We start from the raw sequence: 19018 nt of genomic DNA, 5'->3' as shown, positions 1-19018 counted from the left end.
ATAAAACAGTAAAACAAAAAGAATTGAGCTTCTTCAATCAACTTTTTGAAATATTCAAAACCCTATAATTACACGAATTGTTACTCGTTTATTGGCGAAATCATAATATGAGCCCTATGTGTACCAGGGTTCATAATCCAAGGGTGATTGGCAGCTATGGGTACTTCTGGCAAACCGGTTGATTCCGATGTTGCCCATGGCATGTAGACCACATAACGAAGTTTTGCATCTGCAACCTCTGAAGTTTCTGGGTTATAAAGGGTCTTTTTCCCATAGTAAATATGTAATGTCGTCCCAGTTGGAATGTTTAATTGACCAGATTTTACCTCTTCTTCCCTAATGTCAAAGACTTCTGATGCCGATTTACCTTCGGCGCGTAGTGCTCTTCCTCTAGCCATGAAAGGTTCGAGGTCTTTATGATAGCAGGCTGCGTTAAACCCATCTTTTTTTGGATCGTCGACAAGCACAATATATTGATTGTCACCTTCTCTAAATGTTACAAAATCACCAGCCATGTTATAGCCAATAACTTTACAATTAGCTCTACTTTCTTTAGGAACGGCCATCAAAGCTGTTGCAACGAGCGCTTCATCAGAGTCTATTTCTTCGTAAGAGCTATACTCTTTTTCAGTTGTGGTTTCTATGGTAGTTTCTTTTTTGGACCCTACTTCTTCTTTTTTTGATTTATCCGATGAGTTGCAGGCTACTAATATTGTGGCAAGAAGACCTATTTTGATGATTCGTTTCATATATAGTGGCATTGATGTTTTAACCTATGTTCTACTTAAAAGTACAAAAAAATCCTGATGGCGTGCATCAGGATTTTAGATTCCAAAATAAAATCAGAATAATAAATTTTTTTGATTGAGCTTAGTCGTTAACCAAAACCCATTCTCCTTTATCAATTAATGGAATAGCTTGTTTGTATTTTACAACTTTGCTCTCGCCGCTCATGACGTGTTTTATAGTTACTTTATCGTTACGGCCAATTTTTGGTTGTTCTCTTACAATCGTTTCCACCACTTGCTGCTGTTGGCGAGACGCTCCTTGACCTGCAGCTCTACTTTGTGCGGCACGTTCATCCATATTAGGAATTTCCTCTTTTTGCGTTTCCAGTTTATCTTGTTTACGCTTTTTAGCTTCTTGAATAGTGTCAGCAGTTTCCTGAGGAATTTCACCTTTAAATAAGAAGGAAATCACATCTTTATTGACTTGATCTATCATCGCTTTGAATAACTCAAAAGCTTCAAACTTATAAATCAATAATGGATCTTTTTGCTCATGCACTGCTAACTGCACTGACTGCTTTAGCTCATCCATTTTACGCAAATGTGTTTTCCAAGCATCATCTACAATGGCAAGTGTAATGTTCTTCTCAAAGTCATTGATTAACTGCTTACCTTTTGTTTCATAGGCTTTCTCCAAGTCTGTTACAACTTGAAGGTTCTTAACGCCATCTGTAAATGGTACAACGATTCGCTTAAATCTATCGCGTTGTGTGTTGTACACATTTTCAATGACCGGATAAGCTAGGTCGGCCGCACGTTGCATTTTTTCGCGATAATGTTTAAAGGCTTCCTTATAAATGATTCCAGTAATTTCCTGCTCACTCATTTTGGCAAATTCTGCTTCAGAAATAGGCGAAGCCATTGAGAAATAGCGGATTAATTCGAACTCAAAATTTTTGTAGTCATTAGCTACTTTATTGCTCATGGCTATACCTTCTGACGTATCAAATATCATATTGGCTAAGTCTACACGGAGACGCTCACCATGCAGGGCATGACGACGACGTTTGTAAACTACTTCACGTTGAGCATTCATGACATCATCATACTCTAATAAACGCTTACGAACACCAAAGTTGTTTTCTTCTACTTTTTTCTGAGCACGTTCAATAGATTTGGAAATCATGGAATGTTGAATCACTTCACCTTCTTTAAGTCCCATTCTATCCATCATCTTGGCAATACGCTCAGAACCAAACAAACGCATTAGGTTATCTTCTAATGAAACGTAAAATTGAGAACTTCCTGGATCTCCTTGACGACCAGCCCTACCACGTAACTGACGGTCTACACGACGGGAATCGTGACGCTCTGTACCAACAATGGCTAAACCACCTGCTTCTTTCACTTCGTCACTCAATTTAATATCTGTACCACGACCTGCCATGTTGGTTGCGATTGTTACCTGACCAGCATTACCAGCTTCGGCGACAATTTCTGCCTCACGTTTATGCTGTTTGGCGTTAAGAACATTGTGAGGAATCTTACGAATACTCAACATTTTTCCTAAAAGCTCCGAAATCTCTACGTTAGTCGTACCAATTAGTACTGGTCTCCCAGCATTAGATAACGCTACAACTTCATCAATAACAGCATTGTATTTTTCACGTTTCGTCTTATAAACTAAATCCTCTCTATCGTCTCTAGCAATGGGTTTATTGGTTGGGATTTCAACAACATCTAATTTATAGATTTCCCAGAATTCGCCAGCTTCTGTCACCGCAGTACCCGTCATACCAGACAGTTTGCGATACATTCTAAAGTAATTTTGTAAGGTTACTGTGGCGAATGTTTGTGTAGCCGCTTCAATCTTTACATTTTCCTTAGCTTCAATCGCCTGGTGAAGACCGTCGGAGTAACGACGACCATCCATAATACGACCCGTTTGCTCATCTACGATCATCACCTTATTATCCATTACAACGTATTGCACATCTTTTTCAAAAAGGGCATACGCTTTAAGTAATTGGCTAAGGGTATGAATACGCTCTGATTTAATACCGAAGTCTCTAAACAACTCTTCTTTAAGAACGGCTTCTTCTTCGGAGGATAAGCCTTTGTTTTCAATCTTAGCGATTTCAGTTCCCATTTCTGGCATCACAAAGAAATTAGGATCATCCTTACCAGAAAGATATTCGACACCTTTATCGGTCAATTCAACCTGATTGTTCTTTTCATCTATAACATAATAGAGTTCTGCATCGACTTTTGGCATCTCTCTATTGTTATCCTGCATGTAGAAGTTTTCGGTTTTTTGAAGAAGTTGTTTAACACCTTCTTCACTCAAAAACTTAATTAACGCTTTGTTTTTAGGAATACCTCTGTAAACTCTCAGTAGTTGAAAACCACCTTCTTTGGTATCACCTTCAGCAATTAATTTTTTAGCTTCAGCTAAAACACCGATTAAATACTTTCGCTGAACATCAACAATTTGACTCACTTTTGGTTTTAGTACATCAAATTCATGTTCGTCACCTTTAGGAATTGGTCCGGAAATAATGAGTGGAGTACGAGCATCATCTATTAAAACCGAATCTACCTCATCTACAATAGCGTAGTGGTGTGGGCGTTGTACTAAATCTTCTGGCGAATGTGCCATGTTATCACGCAAATAATCGAAACCAAATTCGTTATTTGTTCCATAGGTGATGTCTGCATTATAGGCTTTACGACGGGCATCCGAATTTGGTGTGTGGTGATCTATACAATCTACGCTTAAACCATGAAATTCAAATATTGGTGCCATCCATGCACTATCACGTTTTGCTAGGTAATCGTTTACCGTCACCAAGTGCACACCTTTACCAGCTAAAGCATTTAAGTAAACTGGGAGTGTTGCCACTAATGTTTTACCTTCACCGGTTTGCATCTCGGCAATTTTTCCTTGGTGCATGGCAACACCACCAATAAGTTGTACATCATAATGTACCATATCCCAGGTGATAGGTTTACCAGCAGCGTCCCACGAGTTTGACCAAACAGCTTTATCACCTTCTAAAGTGACATAATCTTTGGCGCCAGAAACTTCTCTGTCAAATGCATTGGCAGTTACTGGAATCTCAGTATTGTTTACAAATCGTTTTGCTGTTTCTTTTACTACGGCAAAAGCTTCTGGTAAAATATCGTTAAGAATCCCTTCCGTAACTTCATAGATTTCGTCTTCTATTTTATCGGCCTCTTGGTAGATGTCCTCGCGCTCGTCAATATCTTCCGTCTCTTCAGCTTTTGCTAAAAGTTCGTTTTGTCTTTCTATAAGCGGTTTGCGTGCTTCGGCAATTTTTTCTTTGAATTCTAAGGTCTTTGCTCTCAGCTCATCATGCGATAAGCCTTCTAGGGCTTGTTCAAAGGTTTTTATTTTGTCTACAATTGGTTTAATGGCACTAACGTCTTGTTTAGATTTGTCTCCTACAAATACCTTTAGTACTTTATCTAATATGCCCATTTTATGTGTTTTGTCTCGGATTGAAGGTATCCAATCCGTGTATTAATTTCAGTAAAATTTATTGGCTCAATAGCCATTTAGGTGTTCTCATTTAAGAAAACCGAAAATAAAAAAAGTCTCTCAGTTAAGATAACGCAAGAGACTTTTTTTGTGATATTATTATATGTTAATATTCGTCCTCGTTCCAGAGGTAATCTTCATCAGTTGGATAGTCTGGCCAAATTTCTTCAATAGAATCGTAAGAATCACCTTCATCTTCTATAGCTTGTAAATTTTCTACAACTTCTAGAGGTGCTCCTGTTCTGATTGCATAATCAATAAGCTCATCTTTTGTTGCTGGCCAAGGTGCATCACTTAAATACGATGCTAATTCTAATGTCCAATACATTTGCGTTGTGGTTTTTAATTTTTTGCAAAAATAATTTTTTAACTGAATTATTCAAGAAAAAAGTAAATTAATTATTCATTATTAAAAAGAACGTGTGGTCTTTAATTTCGTTAAACCATAATACTCCATTATTAAGGTTTATCCGCCAAACAAAAAAGACTATGATTCTTTTTGAGGAATCCACTTTATTTCTTCGGCATGCAAGTCATGTGACAACTTCCGTGCCAACACAAAAAGGTAGTCAGAAAGACGGTTAATATACATGAGTGTTTCTGGTTGAAAAGGCTCTAGATCATTAAGATGAGACGCTATGCGCTCTGCTCTGCGGCACACGGTACGTGCTATGTGACAGAATGACACGGTTTGATGTCCGCCCGGTAAAACAAAATGTGTCATGGGTGGTAAACTCGCTTCCATAACATCCATTTCTTTTTCCAACCGCTCTATGTCTTCATTGGATATTTTCGGAATTTTTAAGCGTTGTTCACCATTTTTTAGGGTTGCTTTTTTAGGGTCGGTTGCTAAAATAGCACCAACCGTAAATAAACGATCTTGAATATGCATTAAGGTATTTTTATACAATTGATCAATGTCTTGATCTCTTATAAGACCAATATGTGAGTTAAGCTCATCTATAGTACCGTAACTTTCTATGCGAATATGATGTTTAGGTACACGTGTACCACCAAATAGGGCAGTAGTACCTTTATCACCTGTTTTTGTATATACTTTCATAAAAACAAAGTTACGAGTTAAAAGTTACAAGTAGAAAGTTGTTTGGGAATAGTTTATTTGTCCAAAAAAAATGACTAATTATAAGTATCACTCTCGATCATACCATCACGTAAACGAATAACCCGCTTGGCATGAGCAGCAATATCCTCTTCATGGGTTACCATAATTACAGTGTTTCCAGAAGCATGTATTTGATCAAATAATTCCATGATTTCTAAGGATGTTTTAGAATCTAGGTTGCCAGTGGGCTCATCGGCCAAAATTATGGATGGTTTATTTACCAAAGCTCTACCCACTGCAACACGTTGTCTTTGTCCACCAGATAATTGATTAGGTTTATGGTCCATACGATCGGCTAAACCAACATTGGTTAAGACTTCAGAAGCTCTTTCCTCGCGTTCCTTTTTTGACTTTCCAGCGTATACCATAGGTAAGGCCACATTGTCTAAGGCTGTGGTTCTTGGCAGAAGGTTGAAAGTTTGAAAAACGAATCCAATTTCGGTATTTCTGATATCTGCCAACTCATCATCTGACATTTGACTTACGTCTTTGCCATTGAGCTTATAACTTCCAGCTGTTGGTGTGTCTAAACAACCTAAAAGATTCATTAAGGTAGACTTGCCCGATCCTGACGGTCCCATGATGGCAACATATTCGCCACGTTTGATGTCTAAATCTATGCCTTTTAGGACGTGAACAGTTTCTTGTCCTAATTTGAAATCTCTGATAATGTCTCTAATTTCAATGACGTTGTCACTCATAAAAAAATGCTCTTGGTTGCTCAAATCCTTCGCAAGATAAAGAATTTAAAAATCAGTTTGCCAATAAGACGTTAAAGTTGTAAGCTTGTTACAATCTTATTTTAAAATGTTCTTTCGCTTGCTCTTTTCTGAAAAATACAAAGCCTAATTGAAAGCAATCAACGGTTACCGTAACAGCGCTATGGTTCTTAATACAGTCCCATGCTTCGGCCATTTCTTTTGACCAATAGATGTCGTCAAAAATAAAGATGGAATCATTCTTTGCTTTGGGTAAAAGCGCTTCAAAATATTGAATTGTTGCTTCTTTGTTATGATGACCATCAAAATAAATACAGTCAAAATATGGGGCTTCTAATTCTTTTATCTCTGAAGAAAATGTGCCGATTTTGAAATTGACAGTATTAATGCCCAATTTCTGGAATTGAGATTCTGAGAAATTTGAAGTGTTTTTGCAGCCTTCGATGGTTGTAATTTTTATATTCTTATTTGCCAATGCAAAAGCATAGGTACCCATTCCAAGTGATGTACCTAACTCTAAAACAGAGCTTATTTTGAAATACTTGGCCATTCGGAGCAAAAGTCTTGCTTCTTTTTTAGAACAGCTTGAAATGGCCACCATCTGACTCACTTTTCGCTTGTTTGAGTCTAAGACTTTTGAGCCCTCACCCCAATCGGTAACTTCTAATTCAACTTTTGAATTTTTTAGAGTTTTTCTGTAATTATCAAGGTTAATGTAGGCTTGATGTTTTTCTTTGTCATACAAACATTTTGTTACGAAATCATATACAAATGGCGAGTGTACTCCATGTTGATTAGTGGCTTGGAAAAGGAATTTTATGTAGGATAGTATTTGATACATTTATGATAATGCAATGTCCAATATAATTGTGATTACTTTTTAACCTTCTAATTTTTCAGCCAATTCAAACCAACGTAGTTCTTTTTCTTCAATAGTATCAATTATAATCTGTAATTCTTCTGAAAGTTTATTGATCTCGTCTTGTGATAATTCAGGGTTATTGAATTTAGCCTCCATTGCTTTTTTGTCTAATTCTAAAGAGCGAATTTTAGACTCTAAATTCTTGTATTCTTTCTGTTCATTATACGAAAGCTTTGTGGCTTCGTTTTGTTTGATTGCCTTTGTGTTATCAGCTTTTTCTATTTCATCTATTTGTTTTGGCTGACTGTTATCATAAGCTCTAAAGTCCGAATAATTACCAGGGAAATCCTCTATGACTCCATTTCCTCTAAACACAAAAAGATGATCTACAATTTTGTCCATAAAGTAACGGTCGTGCGATACCACTAAAAGTACACCCGGAAAGTCCATAAGGAAATCTTCGAGCACGTTGAGTGTTACGATATCCAGGTCGTTAGTAGGCTCATCGAGAATTAAAACATTAGGGTTCTGAATTAGAACCGTACACAAGTACAAGCGTTTTTGCTCGCCACCACTTAATTTTTCAACAAAATCATATTGTTTCTTACGATCGAATAAAAAGCGTTCTAACAATTGCTGTGCACTTATTTGTCTGCCCTTAGCCAAAGGAATATAATCGCCATATTGTCGAATAACATCAATTACTTTTTGCTGTGGCTTCACTGTGATACCACCTTGTGTGTAGTAGCCTATTTTTACAGTTTCTCCAATCACGATTTTACCACCATCAGCATTTACGCTTCCTGTAAGTAAATTAAGAAAAGTGGATTTTCCTGTACCGTTTTTGCCAATGATACCAATGCGCTCTCCTTTTTTAAAGATGTAATCAAAACCTTCCAATATTTTTTTGTCCTTAAAAGCTTTCGATACATTGTGAAACTCAATGATTTTACTCCCAAGACGTTCCATGTTAATTTCGAGTTGAACTTGGTGGTCTTTTCTTCGTTGGTGGGCCTTCTTTTTAATTTCAAAAAAGTCGTCAATCCTGCTCTTGGATTTTGTGGTACGTGCCTTGGGTTGGCGACGCATCCAATCGAGTTCCTTTTTATACAATTGCTTGGCTTTGCCTACTTCGGTAGCTTCACTTTCCAATCGTACTTCTTTTTTTTCTAGATAGTAAGAATAGTTGCCTTTGTAGGTGTATAATTGCCCTTGGTCTAATTCAATGATTTCGTTACAAACCCGCTCTAAAAAATAGCGGTCGTGCGTTACCATAAAAAGGGTTTGCTGTGTTTTGGCAAAATAATCCTCGAGCCATTCAATCATTTCTAAATCGAGATGGTTGGTAGGTTCATCGAGAATAAGAATGTCAGGTTTAGTCAGTAATGCTTGGGCGAGAGCTAAACGTTTTTTCTGTCCTCCGGAAAGCGCACTTACCTTTTTTGATAAATCGTTTAGTTTTAATTGTGACAGGATTTGCTGGTATTGTGTTTCAAATTCCCAGGCATTATATCTATCCATTGCTTCAAAAGCCAATTGGTAGGCTTCAGTATCTTCAGGGTTTTTTAAAGCTTTTTCATAAGCTTCAATAACTTTTAGGATTGGTATGTCCGATGCAAAGATGGTTTCTTCCACCGTAAGCGCACCATTTAAATCAGATTCCTGGTCTAAAAAAGCTAAACGAAGTCCTTTTCTAACCACCACCTGACCTTGGTCTGGTGTGTCCTTTCCAGATAAAATATTAAGGATAGACGTTTTGCCAGAACCGTTTTTTGCAACAAATGCGATTTTTTGATCTTTATGAATGCTGAAAGATAAATCTTGGAAAAGCACTAACTCTCCATAAGACTTCGAAATATTTTCTACATTAAGGTAATTCACACCAATTTTTTTACAAAGAACGAAATAAACCAAAAAGAAACCTAATAGTTTTGTTATTGAAGGTGATACATTATATTTGTCTATAAACATCCATAAAATCTATGAGAAGCATTAAGCTTTTGATAATGGCGATGAGTTGCATTTTTACCTCATCATGTATTCCGCATAAAGACACGGTTTATTTACAAAATAAGGAGGACGCTCTTAATGATACCATTCCTTATGATTTATCTGAAGTACAAAAGCCATATCGAATTCAAATTGATGATATCTTAAATATTAGAATTAAGGTTTTAGATCAAGATAATGTTCAGATTTTTAACCCAATAGGAGATGGAAATCTTAATGCTAGCAGTGCTGAACGAGCTTACTTTGATGGATTCACTGTGGATATTCATGGAAATATAAGAATACCAACTTTGGGGCGCTTTAATGTCTTGGGTTATACAGCGCCTGAAATAGAAAAACTAATCGAAGATAAGTTGTTAGAAGAGCAGTTTAAAGAAACCGCAAATATTTTTGTAACTGTAAAGTTGGCGGGTCTGCGTTATACTGCGACTGGAGAAATTGCAAACCCTGGAACTATAACTTTGTATAAGGAGAGGGTTAATATTTTTGAAGCTATAGCAAATGCAGGTGAGATTCCTACTACTGGAAATAAAAAAGATGTTTTAATTATTCGTCAATATCCTCAAGGTCAAAAAATTCATCATTTAGATTTGACGGATATTAACGTTATGAAATCTCCATACTACTACATTCAGCCCAATGATATGATTTATATAAAACCCTTAAAGCAAAAATCATTGGGAACAGGAGAGACAGCAGTATCTAGCTTGACAACAATTGCTACAATATTTTCATTAGTAACATCCTCAATTTTAATTTTTTCAAGATTGTAATATGGATTATAAAGATTATGAAGATATTGGTGTACAAGAGTCCCAAAATGTAGCATTTGATTTTAAGGGTTTTTTATTTAAAGCATTAAATCTTTGGAAACTAATACTTTTATGCACAGGTGCCGCTCTTATTGTGGCCTATTTCATTAATGTTAGAAAGCAAAATATATATCGACTAGATTCTTTAATAACAGTCAATAACGATCAGAATCCTTTTTTTACCGCAAATACGAGCATATCTTTTAATTGGGGTGGGGTTTCAGGAAAAGTTGGTAGTATATTGACCGAAATAAAAACGAGGAGCCATAATGAATTGGTTGTGGATTCATTGCAATATTACAAACAATATTTGGTAGAAGGAAAATACAATCTTATTGATATTTACAAAGATGCACCTATTGAACTAACCACGGATAAATCCAAACCTCAAGTTCTTGGAATACCTATCGGTATCAAAATTATAAATAACGAAACATTTGAATTATTTTGTGAATTTGAGAAAGATAAAGTTCAAGGGCAGTTTTATGGCAGCAAAGATAGGATTTCCATTAAAGTTGACATAGGTGAGTTTAGAAAGTTAATTAAGTTTGGTGAAGAGGTTAACCTACCTTTTTTTAACGGTAAAGTAAGTCTTAGACCAATTGCAAACATACCTAACAACAAAATCTTTTTTGTTAGATATTTAAATTTCGATACTGTAGTCGATCGTTATAAAAATGATATAAATATCGAGCCTTTTTCTAACGACGCTTCTTCGGTTTTACGTCTATCTTTAATAGGCAAGAATAAATCTAAAATTGTCGACTATCTTAATGCTACTTCTGCAATTTTAAGTAGAACTGAGTTGGAACGAAAAAATCTGTATGCCACAAATACCATAAAATTTATAGACAGCAGTTTGCAATCGGTTAATAATGACTTGAAAGCTGTGACTAATGAGATGAATGAGTTCAGAAAGACTAATAAGATTTTCAATGTAGAAGAGGAAATAACCCAGAAATCTGAACAACTTAAGGGGTATGACAAAGAAAAACTTGTCGAGGAGTCCAAGCTTAATTACTTAAATAACTTAGAGAAATATTTAAGAAATAAAAATGACTATAGCAATATTGCTGCGCCCTCTTCTGTTGGTATTGAGGAAGTAAATATACTTTCTAGTGTAAGTAAAATAATAGCATTATCCGTTGAGCGCAAAAATTTGGAGTACTCCACCAAAGAAGGATCGATACTTTTTGATGAGCTTGATAGAAGAATAGATACTGAAAAGAGTGTCTTATTAGAAGCTATTAATGTGACAAAGCAAACCATAGGTATCCAATTAAATGCCATAAACAAAAAAATAGCTAATCTAGAGTCTGATTTGATAGGTCTACCTAAGGATCAACAAGAGTTTTTGAAAATACAGAGAAAATTAGATATTAGTCGAGAGGCCTACAATATTTATCAAGAAAAAAGAGGTGAGGCTGCCATAGTGAAGGCCGCAAATGTTTCTGATATTATGGTTATAGATGAAGCTAAGGATATTGGAAATGCGCCAATCGGGCCTAAAAAGTCCCTCAATTACATGCTGGCTTTATTGATTGGCTTTTTTACACCAGTGTTCTTGATTTTTGTTGTTTATCTTTTAGATGGCACAATACATGGTTCTGACGAAATTGAGAAGATGTCTAAGGTGCCGATTTTAGGTCTTATTGGCAAATACCGTTATAAAAATAATTTGGTGGCTTACGAAAAACCAAAATCTGCAGTAGCGGAATCTTTCAGGGCGATACGGTCTAGTCTACAATTTATATTTAAGAATAATCCATCAGAAACGAGGGCAAGTACCTTAATGATTACCTCTTCCGTAAGTGGTGAGGGTAAAACTTTTACATCAATTAATATAGCTACAGTGTACGCACTTTCTGGGAAAAAAACAATACTACTAGGTTTAGATTTGCGTAAACCGAAAATCTTTGATGACTTTAATATCACTAACGAGAAAGGAATTGTGAATTATCTCATTGAAGATAGTAAACTAGAGGAAATAATTACTAATACTCACATAGATAATCTAGACCTAATAACATCAGGTCCCATTCCACCTAACCCATCTGAGTTGTTAATGGGAGAAAAGCTAAAGGAATTAATAACTGATTTAAAAAATCAATATGACATCATCATTTTAGATACACCACCATTAGGCTTAGTAACAGATGCCCTAGAATTGACCCAATATGCTGATGCAACTATTTTTATGGTTAGATTAAATTATACTAAAAAGGGTATGCTTCAATTAGTAAACTCCAAATATAGGACCGGTGAGTTAAAGAATATAAGTTTTGTTCTTAATTTCTACAAACACAAGAGCAACCACAATTATGGTTATGGCTACGGTTATGGTTACGGTTATGGTTATGGTGCTTATGGTAATGCCTACCATGAAAAAGAGAATCAATCTTTGTTAAAGAAGATTAGAAACTTCTTAAGAATTTGATAGCTTAATTTAAAATTCAAATTTTGATTACAAAAAGGCAACTTAGAACAAAGCGATTATTTGATGTCCTTCTCGTATTGCTGCTTTTCCCTTTTTTAATTGTTCCGATTATTATGTTAGTCGGTATTGCTACTTTAGATACAAAAAAGTATGGGGTTTTTACTCAGAAAAGAGTCGGGCAAGAGGGTAGCCTATTTCATATTTATAAAATTAGAACCTTAAAGGAAGAGGTGCATCAACTGGGACATTTAGACAAGAGTGCCACAAGATTTGGTAAGTTTTTAAGGAAGACTAAATTAGACGAACTGCCTCAATTGTTTAATGTCCTTAAAGGCGATATGAGTTTTGTAGGACCTAGACCAGACGTTCAAGGATTTGCAGATGAATTAAAAGGTGAAGATCGAATTATATTATTGGTTAAGCCAGGTATAACAGGTGAAGCCACCTTGAAATATAAAGATGAAGAACGTGTATTAGAACGACAAAAAGACCCAGAGCATTACAATAGAACGATTATTTGGGTAGATAAAGTGAAAATCAATAAAAACTATGTTCAAAACTACAGTTTTTATTTAGATTTGAAACTCATTTTAAAATCTGTTTTAAACAAATGACACACTCTGAAGACAAAATTGCAATTATTGGATTAGGATATGTTGGATTGCCCCTTGCCGTCGAATTTGCAAAGCAATTTTTTGTAGTTGGTTTTGATATCAATAAGCAGCGAATCAGTGAGTTAAATTCTGGTGTAGACAAAACACTCGAAGTCGATAATGATCATCTTAAATCTGTTCTAACTTCAGATTTAAACGCTCAAAAGGGATTATATATTACGGATGATATTGATGCCCTTTCCGTAGCAAATATTTATATAGTTACTGTACCAACACCAACTGACGAGCTTAAACGACCTGTATTTACACCACTCATTAAGGCAAGTGAAACGGTTGGAAAAGTTTTAGGAACCAATGATATCGTGATTTATGAATCTACAGTATATCCTGGCGCAACAGAAGAAATTTGTATTCCTGTTTTAGAGAACGTGTCGGGTCTTGCATTTAATAGGGATTTTTATGCTGGTTATTCGCCAGAGCGAATCAATCCAGGTGACAAAAAGCATACCGTTACCAAGATTTTAAAAGTCACTTCAGGTTCTACTCCTGAGATTGCTGAAAAAATAGATCAACTCTATAAAAAAGTCATCACAGCAGGTACGCATTTGGCTCCTTCTATTAAAGTTGCTGAAGCAGCTAAAGTTATTGAAAATTCACAGCGCGATATTAATATTGCATTTGTTAATGAATTGTCTAAAATATTCAGATTATTGAATATAGATACCAAGGCTGTATTAGAAGCAGCTGGTACGAAATGGAATTTTCTCAAATTTTCACCAGGCCTAGTAGGAGGGCACTGTATAGGGGTAGATCCTTATTATTTGGCACAAAAGGCCATTGAATCGGGTTATAATCCAGAGATAATTTTAGCAGGTCGTAAAATGAATGACAGTATGGGCGGTTATGTAGCGACTGAAACAGTTAAAATGATGATTAATAAAGGAGCAACAATAAAAGGCTCCAATGCTTTAGTTTTAGGTATTACATTTAAAGAAAATTGCCCAGATATCAGGAACTCTAGAGTTATTGATATTATTGAAGAATTACAATCCTACCATGTGAATGTGGATGTATATGATCCTTGGGCTTCCAAAGAAGAGGTGAAACATGAGTATGGTCTAGAATTAAAATCATCTACATCCGATTTAAAATCAGCGTATGACGCCATTATTTTAGCAGTGTCTCACAACGAATTTTTAGAGTTTTCAATAAACGATCTAAAATCTGATAATTGTGTAATATTTGATGTTAAATCATTATTGCCACCAGACACTGTCGATGCGCGACTTTAATTCTTAAACTGAAGCAACTTAAACATGTATTCAAAACCCTATCATAACCAAGAGTTATCAAATTTTAGTTTTTTAGTGACCGGTGGAGCGGGCTTTATAGGCTCTAATATTGTAGAGTACTTATTAAAGTATGGTGCAAAGACAGTTAGAGTTTTAGATAATTTTTCTAATGGATATCGGGAGAATTTAACCGAATTTATGGACAATCCGTCTTTTGAACTCATAGAAGGAGACATCAGGGATTTAGAAACTTGTAAGAAGGCTGTAGAAGGTGTTGATTTTGTTACGCATCAGGCGGCTTTAGGCTCTGTGCCACGCTCTATTAATGATCCGGCGACTTCTAATGACGTTAATATTTCAGGTTTCTTAAACATGTTAATTGCAGTTAAGGATAGTGCTACTGTAAAGCGCATGGTTTATGCTGCTTCCAGCTCTACTTATGGTGATAGCAAGTCTTTACCAAAAGTTGAAGATTCCATAGGTAAACCGTTGTCGCCATACGCGGTGACTAAATATGTTAATGAACTCTATGCCGATGTTTTTGGAAAAACCTATGGTACAGATGTCATAGGACTTAGATATTTTAATGTGTTTGGTCCAAAACAAAGCCCTAATGGAGCTTATGCTGCTGTAATTCCTTTGTTTATGCAAGCCTTAAAAGATCATCAACCTGCAAAAATCAACGGTGATGGAGAGCAAACCCGTGACTTTACTTTTGTAGATAATGCAGTTCAGGCAAATATCAAAGGCTTCTTTGCACCCAAAGAAGCAGCTAATGAGGTTTTCAATGTGGCATGTGGTGAGCGTATAACAGTAAATTATCTTTGGGACTCGCTAAAAGTTGCTGCAGATTCTAACTTAGAAGCAGTATATGGACCGCCAAGACAAGGTGATGTAAGAGATTCTTTAGCAGATATTTCTAAAGCGGAGAAACTTTTGGGTTATAAACCTCAATATACCGTTAGGGAAGGCCTTAAAATTACCTGGGATTACTTCAATTAATTGAGGAAATACTTTTGCCCTTTTTTACTAAAATTCCGAATAAATAGTATATTAGCGTGACTAACTAAAACACGCTGCATTGGCAAATACTAAGGAAGATGAATGGCTGTATACCATCTCTGCAAAGAGAAAACTCATCGACTTTAATTTTAAAGAAATCTGGCGTTACAAAGACTTATTGCTTCTTTTTGTAAAACGCGATATTGTTACGCTTTACAAACAGACTGTTTTAGGACCGCTTTGGTATTTAATACAACCTCTTTTTACATCGGTCATATTTACGTTGATTTTTAATAATCTTGGCCAGATTCAAACAGGTACAGTGCCACCATTTTTATTTAATCTTGCAGGCATTACTGCCTGGAACTATTTTAGAGATTGCCTTAACAATACGTCGAGCACCTTTACAAAAAACCAAAATATCTTTGGGAAGGTGTATTTTCCAAGAGTTATACTGCCCATGTCTATAACCATTTCAAACCTTTTAAAATTTGGTATTCAGTTGTTAATTTTTGTTGGTTTTTTTGTGTATTACTCAGTAATAGGTTTTGAGTTAAGTATAAATCCTAATATTTTCCTATTTCCAGTTTATGTGGTCATTATGGCATTGCTGGGACTTGGCCTGGGTATGATTTTTTCATCACTAACAACAAAGTATAGAGATCTGAGTGTTTTACTCACTTTTGCGGTACAACTCTTAATGTATGTGTCTGCTGTGCCTTACCCAATGTCTGAAGCCAAAGCAAAGTTTCCTCCCTTAGTTGCAAAGCTTGTGGAGTATAACCCACTAACACAAATTATGGAAGGCTTTAGGTATATGCTTTTAGATACAGGTGAATTTAATTCTAGCAGATTCTTATATACCTTGTTTATAAGCCTATTTATATTTTTATTGGGCCTAATTATATTTAACCGTACCGAGAAATCCTTTATTGATACTGTGTAGAAGATGTCTGAAGTTATCTTGAAAGTAGAACATATAAGCAAACAATACCGATTAGGTCTTGTAGGTACAGGTACGTTAAGCCACGATCTCAAACGATGGTTTTATAAAATACGAGGTAAAGACGATCCCTTTTTAAAGATAGGCGATACCAATGACAGAAGTAAAGCCTCAGAAAGCGACTATGTTTGGGCGATTAAGGACATTAGTTTTGAAGTTAAGCGAGGTGAAGTTCTTGGTATTATTGGTAAAAATGGGGCTGGTAAATCTACTTTGCTTAAAATACTCTCACGTGTTACGAGTCCAACAACTGGACAGATAAAAACCAAAGGACGTATTGCCTCGTTGCTGGAAGTAGGTACGGGTTTTCACCCAGAGCTAACCGGTAAGGAAAATATTTATCTCAATGGGGCTATATTGGGTATGAGCAAAGCTGAGATTAAGGCCAAAGAACAAGAGATTATTGAGTTTTCAGGTTGCCAGCGTTATATAGATACACCAGTGAAACGTTACAGTTCTGGTATGCGAGTGCGTTTGGCATTTGCCGTAGCCGCATTTTTAGAGCCTGATATTTTGGTAGTAGATGAGGTTTTAGCGGTTGGAGATGCTGAGTTTCAGAAAAAGGCCATTGGGAAAATGCAGGATATCTCAAAAGGTGACGGCAGAACCGTGTTGTTTGTAAGTCATAATATGGCAGCAGTAAAAAATCTCTGTACAAAAGGATTGGTTTTGGAAAATGGATTGTCAGTTTTTGAGGGCTCATCAGATGACGCAGTAAATTTCTATTTAAACAGACAAAGTACATTAAATACAGAGAATTTACTTGACAGAACAGATAGGAAAGGATCCGGCGAGATAAGATTTTCAAAAATAGAATTACTTAATAAAAATAATAAATCTGTTAGAGAGATAATCTCAGGGGAATATGCAAAATTTAGAATTCATATGATTTTTAATGCAAAAATCAATCATGAAGATTTAATTTTTGGTCTTGTTATATATGATAAGAATGAAAATAAAGTTGCAGATTTCTACTCAGATGAAATGGGTGTTAAGTTTAAAAAGATTAATTCATATGTCGATTTAGAATTACCAAAACTAATGTTAAGAGGTGGTGATTATTATGTAGTTATAGTCGTTCAAACAGCAATAAGAGTTGTAAAACAAATAGATTTATTGCATCATGTTTTAAACTTTAAAGTATTTCCAGGTGATTATTGGAATGCTAAAGTAAATAGATCTACAAATGTTGCTTTGATAGATGGGGTATTCAAAAATTAGATTGAGACGATGTTCCAAAGGAGGATCATTACAGCTTTAAGTCTAAAAAACATTGTAAGGGTTATATTATGGCTAATCAAATATTAGTAACATAAAGTACATCATTTTATATTTTCAACTATTCCTAACAGATATTGGATGGATATTTTAAAAAAAATAAAATCTAAAATAGGTAGCTCACTTAAAAGCGATATAATTTTTCCTGAGAATAAATCTCTTTCTAAAATTTTAGGTCCTTACAAAAAGGCCTATGTGCTTGGCAGTTCACCTACTATAGGAAAATTAAACCTCAAAATCATAGATATTGACACATTGATTATTTCTATGGGTAATTTTCATGAACACCCAGATATACAAAAGATAAAACCCCATGTTCATATTTTTGCAGCATCTCACGAGCCTCTTACAGATTCTGTAATAACAAATTGGTGGAGTAGGAGCAATGAAAAGCTTCCTAAAGAAACTCTTGTGCTAGTAGAAAACAGGGACCAATTGATAGCGGAAAAAACATTTGTCAATAGAGAATTAAAAAGGTATAGTTATGGTGGTACATATCCCGTAGACTTTCAAAAAAAAATTGTTACTCCATGGAGTGTTACACAAGTAGCCATACAATTATGTATTTACTTAAAAATACCAGAGACATATCTGTTAGGGGTTACACACGATTGGCAATCATGTAAGCCCTACGAACACTTTTTTAAAAGTTCTGAACCTTCGTTAGAATTTTATATGCATAGAGAGGGTATAAAAACAAGAAACGAGCAATTAAAACAACCCATGCCTAAAGAAAAGATGTACAGAAGCTATGAGTTGTACCAAGGCTATGAGAAATTAAAATTGCAAGCAGAGGAGCAGGGTTTAAAAATCTATAATGGTGATAATTTCTCTAGTTTTGATGTTTTTGAGAAGAGAGTACTAAAAGAACTAATACTAGAGAACTAAATGATTAGTCACGCACATAAATGCATTTTTATTCATATTCCAAAAACAGCAGGGAGTAGTATTAATTCTTTTTTTCATCCTGATGTCAAATTTCATTTTAAAAATGCAGACTATGATAGATTGTTTGGTTGGTGTCCAAAGCGCAAACTGCATATGCAACACGCTACAGCAAGTCAATTGTTAGAGACAGAACTCATTTCTGAAGAAATATGGAATACGTACTATAAATTTACATTTGTAAGAAATCCATGGGATAGATCTTATTCAGATTATCTATGGATGAAACAGTTTGCCAATATAAAAGACTCATTTAAAAATTACATGAGGCAAGCAGGTGATTTTACTACTATTTTAAATGACAATACTAAAGATACATTCTTAGGAGACCATATCTTGGGACAGCACAAGTTTTTTGATCTAAAAGGTCCTTTAGAAGTTGACTTTTTAGGACGATTTGAAAATTTTTCAAATGATATTCAAACTGTTTTAAAGACAGTTGGTATTAATAGGCAATTCAATAGGAACCTCAATAAATCTAAAAGAAAATTTAATCATTACTCAAGATTTTATTCTAATTCAAACAGAGATCTTGTCCTAGAAAAATATAGAAAAGACATTGAATTATTTGGTTATGATTTTGAGGATAAAAGAACAGGATTGTATAAATTAAAATCTTTATTATAACTGG

The 19018-nt window shown here is 35.2% G+C and carries 16 protein-coding genes; 9 read left to right on the top strand and 7 right to left on the bottom strand.

Annotation, left to right across the window (positions count from 1 at the left end; all coding sequences use genetic code 11):
• Window positions 1-80: 80 nt before the first annotated feature.
• The 7 genes from ACFQ1K_RS07280 to ACFQ1K_RS07250 form a co-directional block, all read right to left on the bottom strand.
• Complete coding sequence (locus tag ACFQ1K_RS07280; protein ID WP_320555558.1) at window positions 81-749, bottom strand: hypothetical protein; 669 nt, start codon at window positions 747-749, stop codon at window positions 81-83.
• A gap of 121 nt (window positions 750-870) precedes the next feature.
• The gene (gene secA / locus ACFQ1K_RS07275; protein ID WP_320555557.1) at window positions 871-4230 is read right to left on the bottom strand and encodes a preprotein translocase subunit SecA; all 3360 of its coding nucleotides are present in this window, start codon (window positions 4228-4230) and stop codon (window positions 871-873) included.
• Window positions 4231-4396: 166 nt separating this feature from the next.
• On the bottom strand, window positions 4397-4618 hold the full coding sequence (locus ACFQ1K_RS07270) for a DUF2795 domain-containing protein (protein ID WP_008272287.1): 222 nt from the start codon (window positions 4616-4618) through the stop codon (window positions 4397-4399).
• A 159-nt stretch (window positions 4619-4777) separates the two neighbouring features.
• A complete protein-coding gene (locus ACFQ1K_RS07265) occupies window positions 4778-5353 on the bottom strand; it encodes a cob(I)yrinic acid a,c-diamide adenosyltransferase (RefSeq protein WP_320555556.1) in 576 nt (191 codons plus the stop codon).
• Window positions 5354-5427: 74 nt separating this feature from the next.
• Window positions 5428-6114: an ABC transporter ATP-binding protein gene (locus tag ACFQ1K_RS07260; protein WP_320555555.1), complete on the bottom strand. Its 687-nt coding sequence runs from the start codon at window positions 6112-6114 to the stop codon at window positions 5428-5430.
• A gap of 88 nt (window positions 6115-6202) precedes the next feature.
• Window positions 6203-6877, bottom strand: a complete 675-nt coding sequence (locus ACFQ1K_RS07255) for an O-methyltransferase (protein WP_320555554.1) — start codon at window positions 6875-6877, stop codon at window positions 6203-6205.
• Window positions 6878-7012: 135 nt separating this feature from the next.
• Window positions 7013-8875, bottom strand: a complete 1863-nt coding sequence (locus tag ACFQ1K_RS07250) for an ABC-F family ATP-binding cassette domain-containing protein (protein ID WP_320555553.1) — start codon at window positions 8873-8875, stop codon at window positions 7013-7015.
• 125 nt (window positions 8876-9000) lie between these two features.
• Here ACFQ1K_RS07250 and ACFQ1K_RS07245 point away from each other — a divergent pair, with 125 nt between their 5' ends.
• The 9 genes from ACFQ1K_RS07245 to ACFQ1K_RS07205 all read left to right on the top strand — a co-directional run bounded on the left by ACFQ1K_RS07245 (window position 9001) and on the right by ACFQ1K_RS07205 (window position 19014).
• A complete protein-coding gene (locus ACFQ1K_RS07245; RefSeq protein ID WP_386134046.1) occupies window positions 9001-9777 on the top strand; it encodes a polysaccharide biosynthesis/export family protein in 777 nt (258 codons plus the stop codon).
• 1 nt (window position 9778) lies between these two features.
• Window positions 9779-12253: a polysaccharide biosynthesis tyrosine autokinase gene (locus ACFQ1K_RS07240; protein WP_320555551.1), complete on the top strand. Its 2475-nt coding sequence runs from the start codon at window positions 9779-9781 to the stop codon at window positions 12251-12253.
• A gap of 23 nt (window positions 12254-12276) precedes the next feature.
• Window positions 12277-12867 (top strand): sugar transferase, encoded by a 591-nt coding sequence (locus ACFQ1K_RS07235; RefSeq protein WP_320555550.1) that lies wholly within the window; start codon window positions 12277-12279, stop codon window positions 12865-12867.
• Window positions 12864-14159, top strand: a complete 1296-nt coding sequence (locus ACFQ1K_RS07230; protein ID WP_320555549.1) for a nucleotide sugar dehydrogenase — start codon at window positions 12864-12866, stop codon at window positions 14157-14159. The genes ACFQ1K_RS07235 and ACFQ1K_RS07230 overlap by 4 nt, the downstream gene beginning before the upstream one ends.
• Before the next feature lie 24 nt (window positions 14160-14183).
• A complete protein-coding gene (locus tag ACFQ1K_RS07225) occupies window positions 14184-15161 on the top strand; it encodes an SDR family oxidoreductase (RefSeq protein WP_320555548.1) in 978 nt (325 codons plus the stop codon).
• A gap of 79 nt (window positions 15162-15240) precedes the next feature.
• Window positions 15241-16107 carry an ABC transporter permease gene (locus ACFQ1K_RS07220; RefSeq protein WP_320555547.1) on the top strand — a complete coding sequence of 289 codons (867 nt, stop codon included), beginning with the start codon at window positions 15241-15243 and terminating at the stop codon, window positions 16105-16107.
• A 3-nt stretch (window positions 16108-16110) separates the two neighbouring features.
• Window positions 16111-17385: an ABC transporter ATP-binding protein gene (locus ACFQ1K_RS07215; RefSeq protein WP_320555546.1), complete on the top strand. Its 1275-nt coding sequence runs from the start codon at window positions 16111-16113 to the stop codon at window positions 17383-17385.
• Window positions 17386-17523: 138 nt separating this feature from the next.
• Complete coding sequence (locus ACFQ1K_RS07210; RefSeq protein WP_320555545.1) at window positions 17524-18330, top strand: hypothetical protein; 807 nt, start codon at window positions 17524-17526, stop codon at window positions 18328-18330.
• The gene (locus tag ACFQ1K_RS07205) at window positions 18331-19014 is read left to right on the top strand and encodes a sulfotransferase family 2 domain-containing protein (protein WP_320555544.1); all 684 of its coding nucleotides are present in this window, start codon (window positions 18331-18333) and stop codon (window positions 19012-19014) included. It abuts the gene before it with no gap.
• Window positions 19015-19018 lie beyond the last annotated feature (4 nt).

This window comes from Winogradskyella aquimaris (assembly GCF_042676105.1).
Taxonomy (GTDB): domain Bacteria; phylum Bacteroidota; class Bacteroidia; order Flavobacteriales; family Flavobacteriaceae; genus Winogradskyella; species Winogradskyella aquimaris.
The sequence above is the reverse complement of the archived record's forward strand: the minus strand, read 5'-3'. Positions and strand labels throughout refer to the sequence as shown.